The organism is Gordonia polyisoprenivorans NBRC 16320 = JCM 10675, assembly GCF_000241325.1.
Lineage (GTDB): Bacteria > Actinomycetota > Actinomycetes > Mycobacteriales > Mycobacteriaceae > Gordonia > Gordonia polyisoprenivorans.
Window position 1 is genome coordinate 141,395 of sequence record NZ_BAEI01000039.1, and the last position, 16,783, is coordinate 158,177.

16 protein-coding genes are annotated in these 16,783 nt (G+C 66.2%); 12 read left to right on the forward strand and 4 right to left on the reverse strand.

Features of this window, described 5'->3' with window-relative positions:
- Positions 1–696: 696 nt before the first annotated feature.
- The 7 genes from GOPIP_RS11460 (at position 697) to GOPIP_RS11490 (ending at position 4,983) form a co-directional block, all read left to right on the forward strand.
- Entirely contained in the window at positions 697–1,182 is a 486-nt protein-coding gene (locus GOPIP_RS11460; RefSeq protein ID WP_138944107.1) for a Het-E N-terminal domain-containing protein, read from the forward strand.
- Positions 1,183–1,334: 152 nt separating this feature from the next.
- A complete protein-coding gene (locus tag GOPIP_RS11465; protein ID WP_006369823.1) occupies positions 1,335–1,874 on the forward strand; it encodes a hypothetical protein in 540 nt (179 codons plus the stop codon).
- A 6-nt stretch (positions 1,875–1,880) separates the two neighbouring features.
- Positions 1,881–2,501 (forward strand): ApeA N-terminal domain 1-containing protein, encoded by a 621-nt coding sequence (locus GOPIP_RS11470; RefSeq protein WP_006369824.1) that lies wholly within the window; start codon positions 1,881–1,883, stop codon positions 2,499–2,501.
- Between the two features lie 304 nt (positions 2,502–2,805).
- Positions 2,806–3,363, forward strand: a complete 558-nt coding sequence (locus tag GOPIP_RS11475; RefSeq protein WP_138944108.1) for a HEPN domain-containing protein — start codon at positions 2,806–2,808, stop codon at positions 3,361–3,363.
- A gap of 136 nt (positions 3,364–3,499) precedes the next feature.
- Positions 3,500–3,991 (forward strand): hypothetical protein, encoded by a 492-nt coding sequence (locus GOPIP_RS11480; protein WP_050955257.1) that lies wholly within the window; start codon positions 3,500–3,502, stop codon positions 3,989–3,991.
- Positions 3,992–3,997: 6 nt separating this feature from the next.
- Positions 3,998–4,456: a GNAT family N-acetyltransferase gene (locus GOPIP_RS11485; protein ID WP_006369827.1), complete on the forward strand. Its 459-nt coding sequence runs from the start codon at positions 3,998–4,000 to the stop codon at positions 4,454–4,456.
- A gap of 62 nt (positions 4,457–4,518) precedes the next feature.
- On the forward strand, positions 4,519–4,983 hold the full coding sequence (locus GOPIP_RS11490; protein WP_138944109.1) for a DUF488 domain-containing protein: 465 nt from the start codon (positions 4,519–4,521) through the stop codon (positions 4,981–4,983).
- Here GOPIP_RS11490 and GOPIP_RS11495 read toward each other — a convergent pair.
- Both GOPIP_RS11495 and GOPIP_RS11500 read right to left on the reverse strand, forming a co-directional pair.
- Positions 4,980–5,846 (reverse strand): DUF8757 domain-containing protein, encoded by an 867-nt coding sequence (locus GOPIP_RS11495; RefSeq protein WP_006369829.1) that lies wholly within the window; start codon positions 5,844–5,846, stop codon positions 4,980–4,982. The two genes, GOPIP_RS11490 and GOPIP_RS11495, sit on opposite strands and share 4 nt — an antisense overlap.
- Before the next feature lie 688 nt (positions 5,847–6,534).
- Entirely contained in the window at positions 6,535–7,482 is a 948-nt protein-coding gene (locus GOPIP_RS11500; RefSeq protein ID WP_244421140.1) for an IclR family transcriptional regulator, read from the reverse strand.
- Positions 7,483–7,512: 30 nt separating this feature from the next.
- Here GOPIP_RS11500 and cysD point away from each other — a divergent pair, with 30 nt between their 5' ends.
- The 3 genes from cysD to GOPIP_RS11515 all read left to right on the forward strand — a co-directional run bounded on the left by cysD (position 7,513) and on the right by GOPIP_RS11515 (position 11,201).
- Complete coding sequence (gene cysD, locus GOPIP_RS11505) at positions 7,513–8,469, forward strand: sulfate adenylyltransferase subunit CysD (protein ID WP_079928759.1); 957 nt, start codon at positions 7,513–7,515, stop codon at positions 8,467–8,469.
- A 44-nt stretch (positions 8,470–8,513) separates the two neighbouring features.
- A complete protein-coding gene (gene cysC / locus GOPIP_RS11510) occupies positions 8,514–10,376 on the forward strand; it encodes an adenylyl-sulfate kinase (RefSeq protein ID WP_035727758.1) in 1,863 nt (620 codons plus the stop codon).
- Between the two features lie 63 nt (positions 10,377–10,439).
- Complete coding sequence (locus GOPIP_RS11515; RefSeq protein WP_006369834.1) at positions 10,440–11,201, forward strand: 3'(2'),5'-bisphosphate nucleotidase CysQ; 762 nt, start codon at positions 10,440–10,442, stop codon at positions 11,199–11,201.
- A 25-nt stretch (positions 11,202–11,226) separates the two neighbouring features.
- Here GOPIP_RS11515 and GOPIP_RS11520 read toward each other — a convergent pair whose 3' ends face one another.
- Together GOPIP_RS11520 and eccA are read right to left on the reverse strand one after the other, a co-directional pair.
- Positions 11,227–11,691 (reverse strand): hypothetical protein, encoded by a 465-nt coding sequence (locus tag GOPIP_RS11520; RefSeq protein ID WP_006369835.1) that lies wholly within the window; start codon positions 11,689–11,691, stop codon positions 11,227–11,229.
- Between the two features lie 14 nt (positions 11,692–11,705).
- Positions 11,706–13,505 (reverse strand): type VII secretion AAA-ATPase EccA, encoded by a 1,800-nt coding sequence (gene eccA / locus GOPIP_RS11525; RefSeq protein ID WP_006369836.1) that lies wholly within the window; start codon positions 13,503–13,505, stop codon positions 11,706–11,708.
- A gap of 159 nt (positions 13,506–13,664) precedes the next feature.
- Between eccA and purL the strand changes: the two genes are divergently transcribed.
- Together purL and GOPIP_RS11535 are read left to right on the forward strand one after the other, a co-directional pair.
- Entirely contained in the window at positions 13,665–15,938 is a 2,274-nt protein-coding gene (gene purL / locus GOPIP_RS11530) for a phosphoribosylformylglycinamidine synthase subunit PurL (protein ID WP_035727760.1), read from the forward strand.
- A gap of 57 nt (positions 15,939–15,995) precedes the next feature.
- Positions 15,996–16,783 (forward strand): phage holin family protein (locus tag GOPIP_RS11535; protein ID WP_244421141.1); only part of this gene is annotated, 788 nt, incomplete at its 3' end.

The following is a 16,783-nucleotide window of genomic DNA, read 5'->3' on the forward strand; positions in this document are numbered from 1 at the left end:
ACGGGATCTGGATGACCCCGGTGCAGGATGTGGAGGGAATCGCCCACAGCGCATTGCGGTTCACCGCGCTCAGCGTCGACGGATGAGACCGGTGTGGGTTGGAACCGGGGCTCGGGGTGCTGCTGTTCACGACCGCCACGATCGCGAACATAACTGTCCCCGCGTGCTCGCTGAACCAGCCACCGACGCCGTCACTGCCGCTAGAGGTTCCGCTCGAGCCGGTGGTGGCGAGCAACGACGGAGTCTCCGTCGCGCACACGAAGTCACCACCGCCCGCGAGCGTGCGGCACCTTACGACGGGGCTCTGCGGCCGCCCCTGCCGTGTTGAGCGGCACCAGCGAGAGAAGTCCGGCGGTGAACCCGCAGGTCAGGAAGCCGCAGACGCTGGGGACGTGACACGCGGGTTCTTGGGGCTGCGGCTGTGTCGGTTGGTCATGCCGACCCGCGTCCGGAGCCCCGCCGCTCAGGCCGCGGTGCGCGCCGCGTCGAACTGCGCCGACTTGCTCGCCGGTGAAACGTCGATGATGCGGCGATCGATTAGGAGGTGTGATGGTCATCCGGTTTGGACTGCGTCGTGTAGTCCGACCGGGTGAAGCCGCGGCCGGGTACAGCTCGAACGCCACCGTGGCTGTCGGTACCGGTGGCTACTTTTCAATGCAAGGCGCCGCGACGCGGAGCCACGGCCGGGAGGTAGAGATGGAACCCGTCACAGTGATCGCAACCGCTATCGCACTCGGCGCATCGGATGGTGCGCGGGAGACCACGAAGAAGGCGATCGGCGATGCCTACGCTGCGGTGAAGGGCTGGATCACGAGCAGGTACGGATCGGTCAGTGGCGAGATTGTGGGCCTGGAGCAAGAACCCGAGGAAGGGCTCCGCCGTGCGCTGCTTGCGAAGAAGCTCGACCAAGCCGGCGCGGGTAACGACGTTGAACTGCTCGACCTTGCGCGGACTCTGATCGCTGTGGTCGAGGATGAGGCTCCCGAACTCCCTGCAGCGGTCGGCGTCTCCATCCGCCGCGTGTCGGTCGGCGGTGACATTGAAGTCGCGAACGTGTCCGTTAATGGCGGCAGCGGTGTCATCGCCGAGGACGTCACGGCAGACGGTTCGGTGCGGATCGGTGGCGTATCGGCTCGCAGCACTCAGGAGCCGCCCCACCCTCCACAGGCGCGGGAGCAGTAGACGGTTCGTCTGCTCCCGCGCAGTCCTTCACCTCGACCCAGCGCAACGTCAACGCCGGCCGGGACATCATCAACAACGTCAACTATGGGTCGCCCACGGAGGCCGGCAACAGCGGCGGCCGCATACGCGCGGTCACGGTCTCGATCGAGGCAGTGCCGATCGGGACAAACCTCTGGGCCGCGAAGGTGAACAACGGCACCTCTGGTCCCATTACCGATCTCGACGTCGACGTGTACACCGTGGAGGAAAACGGCGATCGTTCTTCGAACCGGTGTCGACCCGCCAAGGGGAACATCTCACTGCGCGAACTCATGCGCGATGCCCTTTCTGAGAGTCTGAGCGGAGGCCTGGACGCCATCGGGCAGCAGGCACAGTCGATGTACTCGGGGCTCCCCCCGGGCTTCGGTTTCGGCTCTCAGATGTCACAGCTGGGCCAGCTGGGTGGCTACGGCTCCATGATGTCCAGCCACCTTATGAACTCTCCTCAGATGTCGCAGGTGATCCAACACGTTCAGCAGCAGATGCTCGATCAGTTCCCGCGAGTCATCCCGGCTGGCCAGTCTGCCGGTGTGCTGTATGTGGTCGACGGCGACGCCGAGTTGCGCGCCGACATCCAGTTCGCCGACGAGGTGGGAGCGCTCTGGCGCCGCCCGTTCGGCGAGTCGCCGGAACCTGTACTCGAAGAGGAGTAGCTGTGTATGGCAGATAGGTTTCCCGAGCAGACCCCCGAAACCATCGGACAGTTCCAGGTGGTGCCCAAGGCGTCGGCAGCCGAGACGACGGCAAGGCCGCCCCGAACCGGCGTGCTGAGGTTCCGGGACAACCGCGTCGAGCTTGAGGTCAGTCCAAGTTTCAACCCGATCGTCGAGTGGACCCAGCGCGGACCTGGATCGTTCGCGGGGCGTCCTCCACTGCAGCGTGTCACCGATGACGCCGTTGTGTTGGGTGCGACCGCGATCAACCCCGGCGAAGTGTCGTTATGGGGCCTGCGTTCCGTGCGTCGCCACCTGCTTGGGTTCCCGAGCCCCGGGGAAGATGAACCACGTAGCCGTGAGGTGTTGCGACCGGACTGGTGCTTCGTCGGCGCGCTGTTTCCGGATGATGGGACCGAGTTCGATGCGGTGACCCTGGATGTCACCGGACTCCATGCGTTCGCCAACGTGACTTCGGTCCACACCGAATCGCCCGACACCGGTATGACACCTATGAAGTGGGTCTACGACCCGCCCGACGCCGTAGAGGGGGCTGCGTCGACTCCTGCGGCCGGGAGGGTGCGGTTCGAACCAGCTGGCGGCAATCCCGACGCTCGGTGGGCCTGACGTCGTTCTCACGACTGGTACACGCCTGAAGCTGGCATTCGACCAAGCGCTTCCCTTGTCGATGATGGTGTCCGCAGTCGCGATTCCCATCGCGACTGCGCTCTCGATCCTCAACGGGACCGAGTGCCCCGTCCGCCGACTGAACCTGTCGGTCCCCAGCGGAGAGTCCGCAGACGTGTACGGCCACGTTGTCGACACGGCCGCTCCTCGCGATTCGACTGAGGAATCCCTCCTCACGCTCGAAGATTCCGGTGGCGCGGACTTCATAGGTCGGTGGCTCGAACTCTCGCAGCGGATATCGCCGGTGCCGCAGATTCTTGCGGCGTCCTACGCCGGCGAGTTCCAGACGGTGGAGACCGAAGCGCTGAGCCTGTGCACTGCCGCCGAGAATCTCCATCGGCGTCTGTATCCCGGCGAACGTCGATGGACGGCGGAGACTGTCGAGGAGGCCGCAGCCGGGTTGAAGGACGCCGACATCCCCGATGAGGTGCGACAAGCGCTCCGACAAGCAGTCGGTCAGTACCTCTACGAGCCGTCGTTCCCCAGCCGCATCGAGGCATTGGCGCGCCGGGCGGCCGAGGTGGTCCCGGAGTGCGTCGGCCGGATCAATCGTTGGAAGCGCGCGGTAACCGATCAGCGGAACACGCTTGCGCATGGGCTGCGTCAGGGGGGTGAGAATCCCGACCTCACCGAGATGCACTGCATCACCCGGTCCCTGCGATGGGTCCTGACCGTGTGCCTGCTGTTGGAGGCGGGTGTTCCATCGGAGCGATTGGCTGGCGCAGTTCGCGCGAACAGCCGTTTCGAGCGTGACGCGAGGAACTGGCGGAGCGTGTGGCCGAAGGTGTTCGCACACGAATAGGTGGCTCTGCTGAATGGGGCGGGCGCGAGAGTCGTCACCCGACGCCTGGAACGCGACGTCGACTGTCGGTACCGCCACCTACTCTGACGCCACCACGCGAGCACTCCGCTCGCCACCACCGCATACGGAGACCTCCATGCCACTGAACGAGCTGCGCACCCAGGTAGCCGCCTCCACTGCGAGCGATTGGCAACGCATCCTGAAGATCGGCCCTACCTACCGTGACCGCTTCGGCGCTTGGAGTACTCCCGCCGACGGCACCTTGGGCATCGACCACGACAGGCACGGCGAAGCGGCGATGTGCCGACCGGACATCGACTTGACGATCGCCTACGGGACGGCTGAGATCCAGCACGACCGCGGCTTGAAGTTCGAGTGGTCGAAGAACTTCCCGGATTCCAACATCCGCGAGATCAGCCTGGTCGACTTCTGTTGGCGCGGGTCGCTCGTTGACCGACTCAACTACGCGTACGTCGACGGCGGCAGGGGGATCGTGCCCCTGGGCGGCGGACCCCAGGGGCTGCAGATCACGCAGTACGAGTTGGCTGTAGCGCGGTTGCTCAGCGGCGTCGGCGACTACGAGTTCGACCGGTACCATTCCTCGGTGCCGTTCGAGCTCCAGGACTAACCCGCCGTGGTGATCGAACTCGTCGACCTACGTCGTGGTGGCGCGAGTCGGTACTCCTGGGCGCCGCCGTTCGACTTCGAGATCGACTACGAGAATGAGCGGTGGTGGGATAACGTCCCGTACCATTTCGAGGCCCCCTGGTATGTGCAGGTGCTCGACGATGGCGCCGAAGTCGCTCGTGTCGAACTCGACGATCCCGGCGGCATCAACCCCGAGTACGTCGGCGTGCCGGAGCTGGGGCCGGAACGGCTGGAGATCCAGTTCATCGAGGTGGCCACCGCCGCACGTGGTCGTGGTGTCGGCACCTGGGTGGTCCGGGCCCTGCAGCAACGGCACCCGGATCGGCGGCTGTTTGGGTACTCGGAGGGGGCTCACAGGTTCTGGGCGTCGCTCGGTTGGGATCGGTTCGACCATCCGGAAGGCGAGCGGTTCCACCGTCCGCTGTTCATCCAGACGCAGGTGTGACCCTCACCGCGTCTTCGCCGGTTGCTGCCAGCTCCCTGGTCGGCGTGGTGCACCATAGTCAGGTGGCATTGGCGGACTCCAAGTACGACAGAGACGGCACCCTGGTCAGCATCGGCTACGAGGGCAAGACCGTCGGTGACCTCGTTGCTCAACTACTAGACCAGGACGTGCGAGTACTCGTTGACGTGCGACTGACCCCGCTCAGCCGCAAGCCCGGGCTGTCGAAGACGAAGCTCGCCGCGGCCCTACGTGCCGCCGGGATCGAGTACGTGCATCACCGAGCCCTTGGTAACCCGAAGGACAACCGTGCCGGGTTCCGCGCTGGCGAACCCGAGTCCCTCGAGAGGTACCGGGAGGTCCTCGACACCGCCGACGCGAGCGATGCGCTTGCGCACGTATGCGAGCTGCTGGACGGTGGAGCAGTGGCATTGCTGTGCTTCGAGCACGACCACGCCGAGTGCCACCGGAACATCGTCGTGGATCGAGTGCTGCAGACCCGCCCGAACGCGGCTGTCGTGCACGTCTAGAACAAAGCGTTCTCGAACTTTGGGTACCAGGTACCCAGGACGGAGAAGCTGCGCCGGTACCGGTTCTGGTTGCCGACGTAGAAGTGGATGTCCTTTTCGGGGGCGAGCATGTCGTCGCGCCATCGCTTCAACATCGCTTCGCGCGCACCAGCGTCGCCGTACTCGGCCCTCCATCGTCGGCCCGCCTGCCCGACCTCCCAGTCCAAATTCTTCTGGTCGTGTCCGGGGCATTTCACGGCGGCGCACCGGTATTTGTACCGGACCGCGTACGGGGCGGGCTCCAGCGCTTCCATCGACGTCCCGAACAGGTCGGGCTCAGACGCTTGGTTCACCTTCGCCTGTTCGGCTGGTGTCCATGGGTCACCGTCGACGATTGACGTTTCGATGTCGGTGGGCTTGATCAAACCGAGGGACGGCGATGGAGTCGCCATGCCACCCTTCGGGTTCTGTGCGAGGAGATCGCACATAGTCGTATCACCGATGAGTGGCCCGAGCTTGGTGCGTCGCAGCAGCCAGTTCTTCTTCGAGTCGAGACGCTCAACGTGCACCATCTCGTTCTGGCGCGGTCGGAAAGACTCGGGACGGTTGTCGTTGGTCTGGTGGTAGGTGCCGTTGATCCGGATGATTTCGTACTTCTTGAAGTGGCTGTCGAAGTCGGCGTTGCGGAACTTGACCGGGTAGAGGCGAATCCACTCGGGTCGGCCATAGTCGAGTCGGACACCGGCTACGCACACGGTCTCGCCGTAGGTCTCGCTGGGGTTGGGGTAGGTCTTGACCGTGACCATGACCTCGGCGGTCTCCTCGCCGAGCTGCGGAGTTCTCAGGCTCGCAGCGTGCTTTTTCACGGTCTCGTCGTCTCCCATCCCGGAAGCGTATCCACGGTGGAAGTGGGGTTGTGGGAGGTTTGCGCGGGGGTCGACAATTCACCGGATTATCAGTTCACCACTACCCTCGGGCGCGCCGCCAACCATGCGGCCACACATCTCCCCTGGAGCATGACCGCATGTGCTGGGTGATCAGTTAAGTTCCCGAACAAGCTGGATCAGTTAAGTTCCCGAACAAGCTGCTCGAGATGGCTCGGAAGGCCGGAGCCGAGGTGGTGGTCGTCGACTCGCTTAAGGACGCCGCGTTTGGGTTGTGCACCTTGCTCGCGCCCGGTCTGTTGCGGGGGGAATGAGAAGCCATCGACTCCGGTGTTGGGCGGAGTGGCCTTGGAAGTGGAGAACACGGTTCCGTGCTTGCCGTTGACGAGATGCTGCCAGTCGAGGCAGGCCACGGACGCGTATCCCACGAACAGCCTGTAGCTGGCTTAGAACGCACTCACGGTGGCGCAGCCGTCGTGGTTGCCCATGATCACCAAGTTGGGCATGTACGGGAACGTCGACGATGTTGGGAATCGGGCCGAAGCACTGGTTGAGGGGGAAATGCGCGTTCGGTTGCCGGTGCGCTGGCGACGCGCGTGACGATGTCGTTCGGGGCATGGGATCTCTTTCGGTCGGATCGGACGCGGTGTCTACCAATCCGGCAAAGGCGAAAAATCGTTAGCAGCTTTCACGAGCCGAGACCAAGCTGTGATTTCGGATCGTCGTCGGCTCGCTCGGAGAGTTCCGCAGCGCATCCACGCGCCGCGTCGACGAGGTGATCGAGTTCGGTGCGATCGACGCGACCGCCCGGGCAGACGACGACCGAGGCGTGGACGCCACCGCCGGCATCGAAGACCGGTGCGCCGATGGTGACCGCGGCGATCGTGTCGTCGCCGAGTTCGTCGGGCAGATAGTCGATGGTGCTGATCTGTTCGAGGAGTTCGTCGACACGCACCCGAACACCCGCGGGCACCTTCAACGAGTCCAGCGTGGCCATCAGGGCGACGTGGTCGTCGGTCATCCGCTCGATCGAGGCGCCTCGTTCGCGGACCGCGTCGAGGACGAGTGTGAGACGGGTGCGCAGCGACGCCGGAGCCGTGGCGATCCACGACGCACGCTCGGCCGGTGGCGCCCAGGCGAGAAATTCGCGGCACACCGGCGGCCGCAACGGCATCCGGGCGTCGCTGGTCAGCCACGCCGCCGAGCCGAGGGTGCGGCCAGGTGGCGCCGACCCCACCACGATGGTGATCTCGTCACCGACCCGTCGTGCCAGGAAGCAGTGCAGGCCCAGCTGTTCGGCAAGGGCGTCGAGGAGCGGACCGGCTCGGCGAGTGAGGTGATCGGCACGGGAGATCGCGACGGCGAGGCCGACGAGGCGACCACCCGTCGAATAGTTGCCGTCGGGAAGGCGCGTGGCCCATCCGCGAGCTGTCAATTCGCCGAGGATCGCGTGTGCCGTGGCGCGGGAGTGCCCGGTTCGGCGGACAATGTCGGCGAGGGACAACGGGCCATCGGCGGTCCCGAGGATCTCGACGATCTCCACGACGCGTGCAGTCGGCGGCGACGGCGGCCGTGTCGCCGAGGAGTTGGGTGGTTGTTGACCTGGCCCGTCTGCAGCGCCTAGCGTGTCCGTCACATAGTCAATACTGAGTGTCGAATATTCGACATGTCAAGGGAGCGCAGAGTGACAGCGTCATCCGCGAGCACGCCCGTACGCGGGCACTACGAGCTGAGTCATCTCGACGCGCTCGAGGCCGAGTCGGTACACATCTTCCGCGAGGTCGCGGCGACCTTCGAGCGGCCGGTATTGCTGTTCTCCGGCGGTAAGGACTCGGTGGTGATGTTCCACCTCGCCCGCCGGGCGTTCTGGCCGGCCCCGATCCCGTTCCCGCTCATGCACGTCGACACCGGGCACAACTTCGACGAGGTCATCGACTACCGCGACCGGGTGGTCGCCGCGACCGGTGTCCGGCTCGTGGTGAGTTCGGTGCAGGACGACATCGACGCCGGTCGTGTCGTCGAGCAGACCGGCCCGGGCGCGAGTCGCAATCGGCTGCAGACCACAGCCCTGCTGCGCGGTATCACCGAGAACGGTTTCGATGCGGTATTCGGTGGGGCGCGCCGCGACGAGGAGAAGGCTCGGGCCAAGGAGCGCGTCTTCAGTTTCCGGGATGAGTTCGGCACGTGGGACCCTCGTGCTCAGCGGCCCGAGCTGTGGCACCTCTACAACGGCCGCCACCACAAGGGTGAGCACATTCGGGTGTTCCCGCTGAGCAACTGGACCGAACTCGATATCTGGCAGTACATTGCCGAACAGCACATCGAGTTGCCGTCGATCTACTACGCACACGAGCGTCAGGTGATACCGCGCGACGGAATGCTGTTGGCGGACACACGGTTCCTCGAACGACTGCCGGGGGAGCAACCTCACACCGAGCGCGTGCGATTCCGGACGGTGGGCGACGCGACCTGCACGGGCTGCGTACTCAGCGACGCCGACACCGTCGACAAGGTCATCGCGGAGGTGGCGGCGACGCGGGTCACCGAGAGGGGCGCCACCCGTGCCGACGACCGCATCTCCGAAGCGGGTATGGAAGACCGCAAGAAGGAAGGCTACTTCTGATGCCGCATATTCCGACGCCGCAGATTCCGACGCCCCAGATTCCGATGGCTCAGATCGAGATGCCCGGCGCCACAGGAGAACTCCTACGCATCGCGACAGCGGGGTCGGTCGACGACGGGAAATCGACGCTGATCGGTCGTCTGCTCTACGATGCGAAATCGATCTTCGCCGACCAGCTCGAGTCGATCGAACGGACCAGCGCTGAGCGCGGCGACGAGTACGCGAATCTGGCGTTGCTCACCGACGGATTGCGCGCCGAACGCGAACAGGGCATCACCATCGACGTCGCCTACCGCTACTTCTCCACGCCGAGAAGAAAATTCATCATCGCCGACACTCCGGGGCATGTGCAGTACACCCGTAACATGGTCACCGGCGCGTCGACCGCGAACCTCGCGATCATCCTCATCGACGCGCGCAAAGGAGTACTCGAACAGACCCGGCGGCACGCCTTCCTGTCGTCGCTGCTCGGCATCCCGCACCTGACGGTCTGCGTCAACAAGATGGACCTCGTCGACTGGTCCCGAGCGCGTTTCGACGAGATCTGTTCGGAATTCGCCGATTTCGCGGCGAAGCTCAACATCGGTGAGATCACCTTCATCCCGATCTCGGCGCTGCGCGGCGACAACGTCGTCGACGCCTCGGAAGCGATGAACTGGTATCAGGGCCGAACGTTGTTGAGCCATCTGGAGAATGTGCACATCGCCTCCGACCGCAACCTCATCGACGCGCGGATGCCGGTGCAGTACGTGATCCGGCCGCAGCGCAGCGACGGCGCGGATCATCGCGCCTACGCCGGCACGGTGGCCGGCGGGGTCTTCGCCCGTGGCGATGAGATCGTGGTGCTGCCCAGCGGTTTCACCACCACCATCACCGAGATCTGGGGACCCGGCGGGACCAAGGTCGACGAGGCGTTCGCCTCCATGGCGTGCTCGATCGAACTCGCCGACGAGATCGACATCGTCCGCGGTGACATGCTCGCCCGACCGAACAACCGGCCCTACGTGGGCCGCGACATCGACGCGATGGTGTGCTGGTTCTCGGAGGACTCGACGCTGACCGCGCACAGCAGGTTCGCGCTGATGGCCGGAACACGATCCACCCGCACCGAGATCACCGGCCTCGCCTATCGTCTCGACGTCAACACCCTGCACCGGGACGAGGCGGCGACGTCGTTGCGCCTCAACGAGATCGCACGCGTGACACTACGCACGCAGCAGCCCGTCATGTTCGATTCGTATCGGCGCAACCGGGAAACCGGGAGCTTCATCCTCATCGACGAGGCCACCAACAAGACGGTCGGTGCCGGCATGATCACCGCCCCGGTCAGCCACGACAGCCACATCGTCTGGCAGACCACCAAGGTCGGTCGTGAGCATCGGCCCTACGCCGGCGCGACGGTCTGGCTGACCGGGCTGTCGGGGTCCGGAAAGTCGTCACTGGCAATGGAACTCGAGAGAAGATTTGTCGCCGAGGGGCGGCCCGCCTACCTGATGGACGGCGACAACCTGCGGCACGGACTGAACTCCGACCTCGGATTCGGCGACGACGACCGCCGCGAGAACATCCGGCGCACCGCCGAGGTCGCGGCACTGTTCGCCGACTCCGGATCCATCGCGATCGTCTCGCTCATCTCGCCGTTCGGTGACGAGCGCACCCGAGCGCGGGAGATCCATGCCGAACGCGGGCTGCCGTTCTTCGAGATCTTCGTCGACACCCCCCTCGACGAATGCGAGCGGCGTGATCCGAAAGGGTTGTACGCCAAGGCCCGACGTGGTGAGATCAGCCAATTCACCGGCATCGACTCGCCGTACGAACGCCCCGAGCACGCCGACCTCGTCGTGACCCCCGCCGACGGTTCCCCGTCGGAGGCCGCCGACGCGGTCCTGCGTAATCTGGGCCTGTAGTGCCCCGAGGCGTGGCCTGCGGAAGTCGCGGGCCGATCGGGGAATCGAGCATGGGAGACGAGGATGGACGATCGCGCACTCGCCGGTGAGTTGGCCACGGCCGCAGGACATCTGCTGCTGGACATCCGTGCAACCAGTGGCTTGACGGGCAAAGACCTCGGCAAGGAGGGGGACCTGCGCTCCAACGACCTGCTGATGCGCCGCCTCGCCGAGGAACGGCCGGATGATGCGGTGCTCTCGGAGGAGTCCGCCGACGACAAGTCACGATTGGGCGCGCAGCGCGTGTGGATCGTCGACCCGGTCGACGGTACACGCGAATACGGCATGGACGGACACACCGATTGGGCGGTGCATGTGGCGCTGTGGTCGGCCGACGGTGGCGGCACACTGATCGCGGGTGCCGTGGCACTGCCTGCGTTGGCGGTCACCTACGTCGACGACGACCTCCCGATCACGCCCACCGAAGGGCTGGCGAGTACCCCGAAGGGCGAGCTGCCGCGGGTGGTGGTGAGTGGTTCACGGCCCCCGGCGTTCTCGCAGTCGGTGGCCGACGCGATCGGCGGCGAGGTGTTGTCGATGGGATCGGCAGGCGCCAAGGCGATGGCCGTGGTGCGCGGTGAGGCCGATGCCTACGTGCACGCCGGTGGCCAGTACGAGTGGGATTCGGCGGCGCCGGTCGCTGTGGCACAGGCAAAAGGCTTGTGGTGCGGCCGGATCGACGGCTCGCCGCTGGTCTACAACCGCGACGACACATACTTGCCCGACTTGGTGATCTGCCGACCGGAGCTCACCGAACGGATCATCGCGGTGACGTCTGCGAGTTGAGAACCCCCGTGGGTTGAGCCTCGGGTCAGTTCGGTAGGCGTCCGGCGACGAGGTCGGCGATGAGTGCATCGGGGTAGCCGGGGCACACGGTGGTGTAGATGTCGATGACCACCCCGAGCCGGGTGTTGTCGGCGGTGGCGCCGTTGGCGCGCAATACCGCCGCCTGCGTCGAGCGATCGAGTGTCACGAACTGGCTGCACGTCATCGTCGTCGCGTTCGGTGGCGCGGGCACGTCGCTGATCGGTGCGTCGGTGCTCGAATCGGGTTCGGTCGAATCCGGTTCTGTCGCATCGGGAGCTGGGGAGTCGGGAGCTGGGGAGTTGGTGGTGGCGTCGGGATCGGTGGTCGTCGTGGAGATCGAGGCGCCCGACGGGTCGGCCACCGGGTCGCCGCTGACGGTGCACGCGGGCACCGCTGCGAACACCACCGCGGCGAGCGCGATGATGGCCACCCGGATTCGGCGTGTGCTCGTGGGTGATTCGGTACGCATGGGTGACTCCGTGTTCATGCGAGAGTTCTTGCCGGTGCCAGGCCCGACAGCACCGAGTTCAGCGCGGCACGCAGGTCGGCGACCTCGATGCGCATCAGTTCGTCGTGGGTGAGGTTCTCCAGATCACCGCCCGCCGACAGGCGCACCTCGCGTTCCTCTTCGGCGGCCTCGATGATGTTGCGGATGAACCGGCCGTTGCCGGCGAGGTCGGTGGCTCGCTGGGTTCCACCGGGGCCTTGGCGCACATCGTGATACAGCGGTGTGCATGCCTGCTCGAGTTCGGCCATCGCCTCTGCCGTGAGGATCGAATCCCGTTGCGCGGCCAGGAACTCGCCGATGCGGGCAAGCTCGCCCGGCGTGTAGGACTCGAAGCGGACGCGGCGGGCGAAGCGCGAACCCAGCCCTTCGTTGGCGGCGAGGAAGCGGTCGATCTCGGCGTCGTAGCCGGCGATGATGACCACCAACCGGTCGCGGTCGTCCTCCATTCGCGCGAGCAGGGTGTCGACGGCTTCCCGACCGAAGGCGTCGCCCCCGGAAAGGCCTTGCTGGATCAGCGTGTACGCCTCGTCGATGAACAGCACACCGTCCATCGCGGAGTCGATCAGCGTTGATGTCTTGATCGCGGTGGAGCCGAGGTGCTCGCCGACCAGATCTCGTCGGGTCGCCTCGATCACCTTGTCGGACTTGATGAATCCGAGTCCGCAGTACAGCGTGGCGATCACCCGGGCGATCGTCGTCTTACCGGTACCGGGTGGTCCGGTGAAGGCCAGATGCAGACTGCGCGCCGACGTCGACAGCCCGCGATCGGCCCGGATCCGTGCCAGTGTCGCCGCCGACTTCAGTTTGGCCACTTGCTCTTTGACCGACTCCAGACCGATCTGTGCGTCGAGATCCCGTTGCGCCCGGGCGACGAGGTCGTCGCCGTCGACCGAGGGCGGGTCCGCGGCGTCGGTGCCGGGTGTCGACGCCGGGTCCCACATGTCGGCCCGTGCCGCGATCTCCTCGGCGCTCGTCACGGTCAGCCGCAGAGTCTGGCTGCGCATCGCGTCGGCGGCCGCGGTGAACGCCGGATCCCGGGAGAATGCCTGCTCGAATGCCGCGCGGGCCTGATCCTCCTGACCGGTTTCCCGCAAGGCGAGCCCGAGAGCGAACAGCGCCCGGGTCGCGCAGGAGGGGATCGGGCCGTCGATGGCCCGCTGCAGCCGGCGCAGCCCCTCGGTGAACATGCCCAGCTGCACGCACGCGCTGCCGCACATGTAGTCGGCGGCGCTGCCCAGATACTCGTCGGCCCAGGAGTCGGTTCGCCCCAGTGCGGTCAGGACATCGGGCCAGCGCTGCGCCGAGAAGTGCAGCACGCCCGTCATGAACTCGGCGATCGGTGCGTCGCCGGTGATCTGTGACAGGACCTCGGCGGCCCCGGCGAGATCGTGTCCACGGATGAGGGTGGCGGCGTACGCGGCGACGGCGTGGTCGGCATCGACGAGTGGATAGTCGATGAACATCCCGGTGTACCAGCGGCCGACGAGCAGTCCCGGCGGCAGCCCGAGCCGACGCTGTTCGCGACCGATCGCATCGCGGTGGCGATACACCGCGAGCAGCGCCTCGTTGACCGCGTCGCCCGTACCGACGGCCGCCGGTCCGCACGCGAGGCGGCCGATCCAGGCGTCGGCCATGCCCGGGTCCCACTCGCTGGCGCGGGTGAAGGCGAGAGCCGCCTGCTGCGGATTGTCCACCGGATCGGTGCCCTCGACCGCAATACCCATCGACAGCACGCCGAGTTCGAACAGTTGTCGTGCCCTGCCGACGTCGACCATCGAGAACTCCCCCCGTTTCGGACCCTGCGAGGAGCCTAATCGGTGGCGCGCGTCACGGGGAGATGATGTGCACCGATACCCACGTGCGCTGTGGATTGTGTGGACTCACGAGGCGCCGGTGGCCACGTCTATCATGGCCGGGTGAGCGATCAGACTCATGTGGACACCGTCTCCGCAGCCGCCCAGTCCCCCGATCATCCCCAGCCCTACCGTGAACTCGGTCTCAAGGACGACGAGTACGACCGCATCCGCGAGATCCTCGGACGCCGACCCACCGATGCCGAGCTGGCGATGTACTCGGTGATGTGGTCCGAGCACTGCTCGTACAAGTCCTCGAAGGTGCATCTGCGGTACTTCGGGGAGACCACCACCGACGAGATGCGGGCGGGGATGCTCGCCGGGATCGGGGAGAACGCCGGCGTCGTCGACGTCGGCGACGGCTGGGCGGTGACCTTCAAGGTCGAATCGCACAATCACCCGAGTTACGTCGAGCCGTACCAGGGTGCGGCGACCGGCGTCGGCGGCATCGTGCGCGACATCATGGCCATGGGTGCGCGGCCGATCGCCGTGATGGATCAACTGCGCTTCGGTCCTGCCGACGCCCCCGACACCCGGCGCGTCGTCGACGGCGTGGTGCGCGGGGTCGGTGGCTACGGCAATTCGTTGGGCCTGCCGAACGTCGGCGGCGAGACCGTCTTCGATCCCAGCTACGCCGGCAACCCGCTCGTCAACGCGCTGTGTGCGGGTGTGCTGCGCACCGAGGATCTGCACCTGGCGTTCGCCAGCGGCGCGGGCAACAAGATCATCCTGTTCGGAGCGCGGACCGGGCTCGACGGCATCGGCGGTGTGTCGGTGCTGGCGTCGGAGACCTTCGACGATTCGGGGGAGGCCGGTCCGAACCGCAAGAAGCTCCCGAGCGTCCAGGTCGGTGACCCGTTCACCGAGAAGGTGCTCATCGAATGCTGCCTCGAGCTCTACCACGCGGGACTGGTGGTGGGTATCCAGGATCTCGGCGGCGCCGGATTGTCGTGTGCCACCTCGGAATTGGCTGCCGCCGGTGACGGCGGCATGCGGATCGAGCTGGAGAAGGTACCCATGCGTGCGGTCGGTATGACACCGGCCGAGGTGCTCTCGAGCGAATCCCAGGAACGCATGTGCGCGGTGGTCACGCCGGAGAACGTGGAGGCATTCCTGGCGGTGTGCCGCAAGTGGGACGTGCTGGCCACGGTCATCGGGGAGGTCACCGACGGCGATCATCTGGAGATCACCTGGAACGGTGAGACCGTCGTCGACGTACCGCCGCGCACGGTGGCCCACGAGGGGCCGGTCTACGAGCGGCCCCTCGCCCGACCGGAGTGGCAGGACGAGGTCATCGCCTCGAGCACGGCGTCGCTGGCGCGGCCCTCGACGTCCGGCGAACTGCGCTCGACGTTGTTGACGATGCTGGCCTCGCCGGCGCTGTGCAGCCGCAAGTTCATCACCGAGCAGTACGACCGGTACGTGCGCGGCAACACGGTGCTCGCCGAGAACGCCGACTCCGGAATGATCCGCATCGACGAACGCACCGGCCGCGGGATCGCGCTGGCCACCGACGCGTCGGGCCGCTACACCTATCTCGACCCGTACCGCGGAGCGCAACTCGCCCTCGCCGAGGCCTATCGCAACGTCGCCGCATCCGGTGCCACACCGAAGGCCGTCACCAACTGCCTCAACTTCGGGTCACCCGAGGACCCGGCGGTGATGTGGCAGTTCCAGCAGGCGGTTCGCGGTCTCGCCGACGGGTGCGCGCAGCTCGGTATCCCGGTGACCGGCGGCAACGTCAGCTTCTACAACCAGACCGGCGCGACGGCGATCCTGCCGACACCGGTGGTCGGTGTGCTCGGCGTGATCGACGACGTCCGGCGCCGCATCCCCACCGGATTCGGCACCGAGCCCGGCGAGACGCTCATCCTGCTCGGGCAGACGCGTGACGAGTTCGACGGCTCGATCTGGGCGCAGGTCGCCCACGATCACCTCGGCGGCGTGGCACCGGAGGTCGACCTCGACCACGAGAAGCTGCTCGGCGACATCCTCACCGCCGCATCGCGCGACGGCCTGGTCTCCGCCGCCCATGACCTCTCCGAGGGTGGGCTGATCCAGACCGTCGTCGAGTCGGCGCTCGCCGGCGAGACCGGCTGCCGGGTATTGCTGCCCGAGGGTGCCGACCCGTTCGTCTGGCTGTTCTCCGAATCGACCGGTCGGGTGTTGGTGGCGGTGCCGCGCACCGAGGAGTCGCGTTTCGTTGCGATGCTCGACGCCCGCGGCATGCCGTGGACCCGCATCGGCGTCGTCGATCAGGGCAGCGATTCGGTGAGTGTGCAGGATCAGTTCGAGGTCACCCTCGAGGAACTGCGCACCGCCTACGAGGGAACACTGCCGGCGTTGTTCGGCTGAGCGGGAGCGGGCCGAAATATCCGGGAGCAGGCCGAAGTATCACCGTATGCTCGGGTGATGACCACTCCGCAGGATGGCTCGGGATCGCAGCCGTATGGCCAACAGTCGCAGCCGTATGGCCAACAGTCGCAGCCGTATGGCCAACAGTCCAACCCGGGGGCGACGCCGGGACCGTCTCCGTGGGACCAGAAGACGGTGTACGGCGGCGCCGGTCAGTCGCCTGCGGCCGGATCGCCCGCGTACGGTCAGCCTGGTGCCGAGTATGGCCAGCCCGGTTGTGGGCAGCAGCCGACCTATGGGCAGCAGCCGATCTATGGGCAACCCGCATATGGCCAGCAACCCGCATATGGCCAGCAACCGGTGTGGGGACAACCCGCAGGAGCCAATGTTCCCTATCCCCAGAACCCGTACGGCGATCCGTACACGCCGAAGCCCTCGGGTGGCACCGCTATCACCGCGACAGTTCTCAGCTTCCTCGGAGGCGTCTCGGCGATCGTCGGGCTCATCGTTTCGATCGGCGTGCTGGTCGCGATCTCGGCTCTGGCGACCGAGGTGGATCGGATTCCGGGGTGGTACAACGCCGTCCTCGTGATGCAGATGATCGTCGACGTGGTGCTCGCCGTGCTGTTGATCTGGGGTGGCGTCTCGGTGTTGCGGCACAAGATGATCGGCCGAATTCTCGTCGCCTCGGGGTGTGGCGTGTCGATCGTGTTCGGCATCGTCGGGGCGATCGCGGGCCTGGCCGTCGAGTCGGCGTTGAGTCACAACGGCGTCAGCAATGGTTTCGGAAGCGGCGTTTTCAGCTTCGTCGGTCTCATCTTCCCGATCGCCACGGCGATCCTGGG

Bases quoted from the DNA above. Each gene is read 5' to 3' on its own strand.
- GOPIP_RS11460 (WP_138944107.1), top strand. From the start codon at position 697: ATGGAACCCGTCACAGTGATCGCAACCGCTATCGCACTCGGCGCATCG.
- GOPIP_RS11515 (WP_006369834.1), top strand. From the start codon at position 10,440: ATGGACGATCGCGCACTCGCCGGTGAGTTGGCCACGGCCGCAGGACAT.
- cysD (WP_079928759.1), top strand. From the start codon at position 7,513: ATGTCAAGGGAGCGCAGAGTGACAGCGTCATCCGCGAGCACGCCCGTA.
- GOPIP_RS11480 (WP_050955257.1), top strand. From the start codon at position 3,500: ATGCCACTGAACGAGCTGCGCACCCAGGTAGCCGCCTCCACTGCGAGC.
- cysC (WP_035727758.1), top strand. From the start codon at position 8,514: ATGGCTCAGATCGAGATGCCCGGCGCCACAGGAGAACTCCTACGCATC.
- GOPIP_RS11495 (WP_006369829.1), bottom strand. From the start codon at position 5,846: ATGGGAGACGACGAGACCGTGAAAAAGCACGCTGCGAGCCTGAGAACT.
- GOPIP_RS11520 (WP_006369835.1), bottom strand. From the start codon at position 11,691: ATGCGTACCGAATCACCCACGAGCACACGCCGAATCCGGGTGGCCATC.
- eccA (WP_006369836.1), bottom strand. From the start codon at position 13,505: ATGGTCGACGTCGGCAGGGCACGACAACTGTTCGAACTCGGCGTGCTG.
- GOPIP_RS11470 (WP_006369824.1), top strand. From the start codon at position 1,881: ATGGCAGATAGGTTTCCCGAGCAGACCCCCGAAACCATCGGACAGTTC.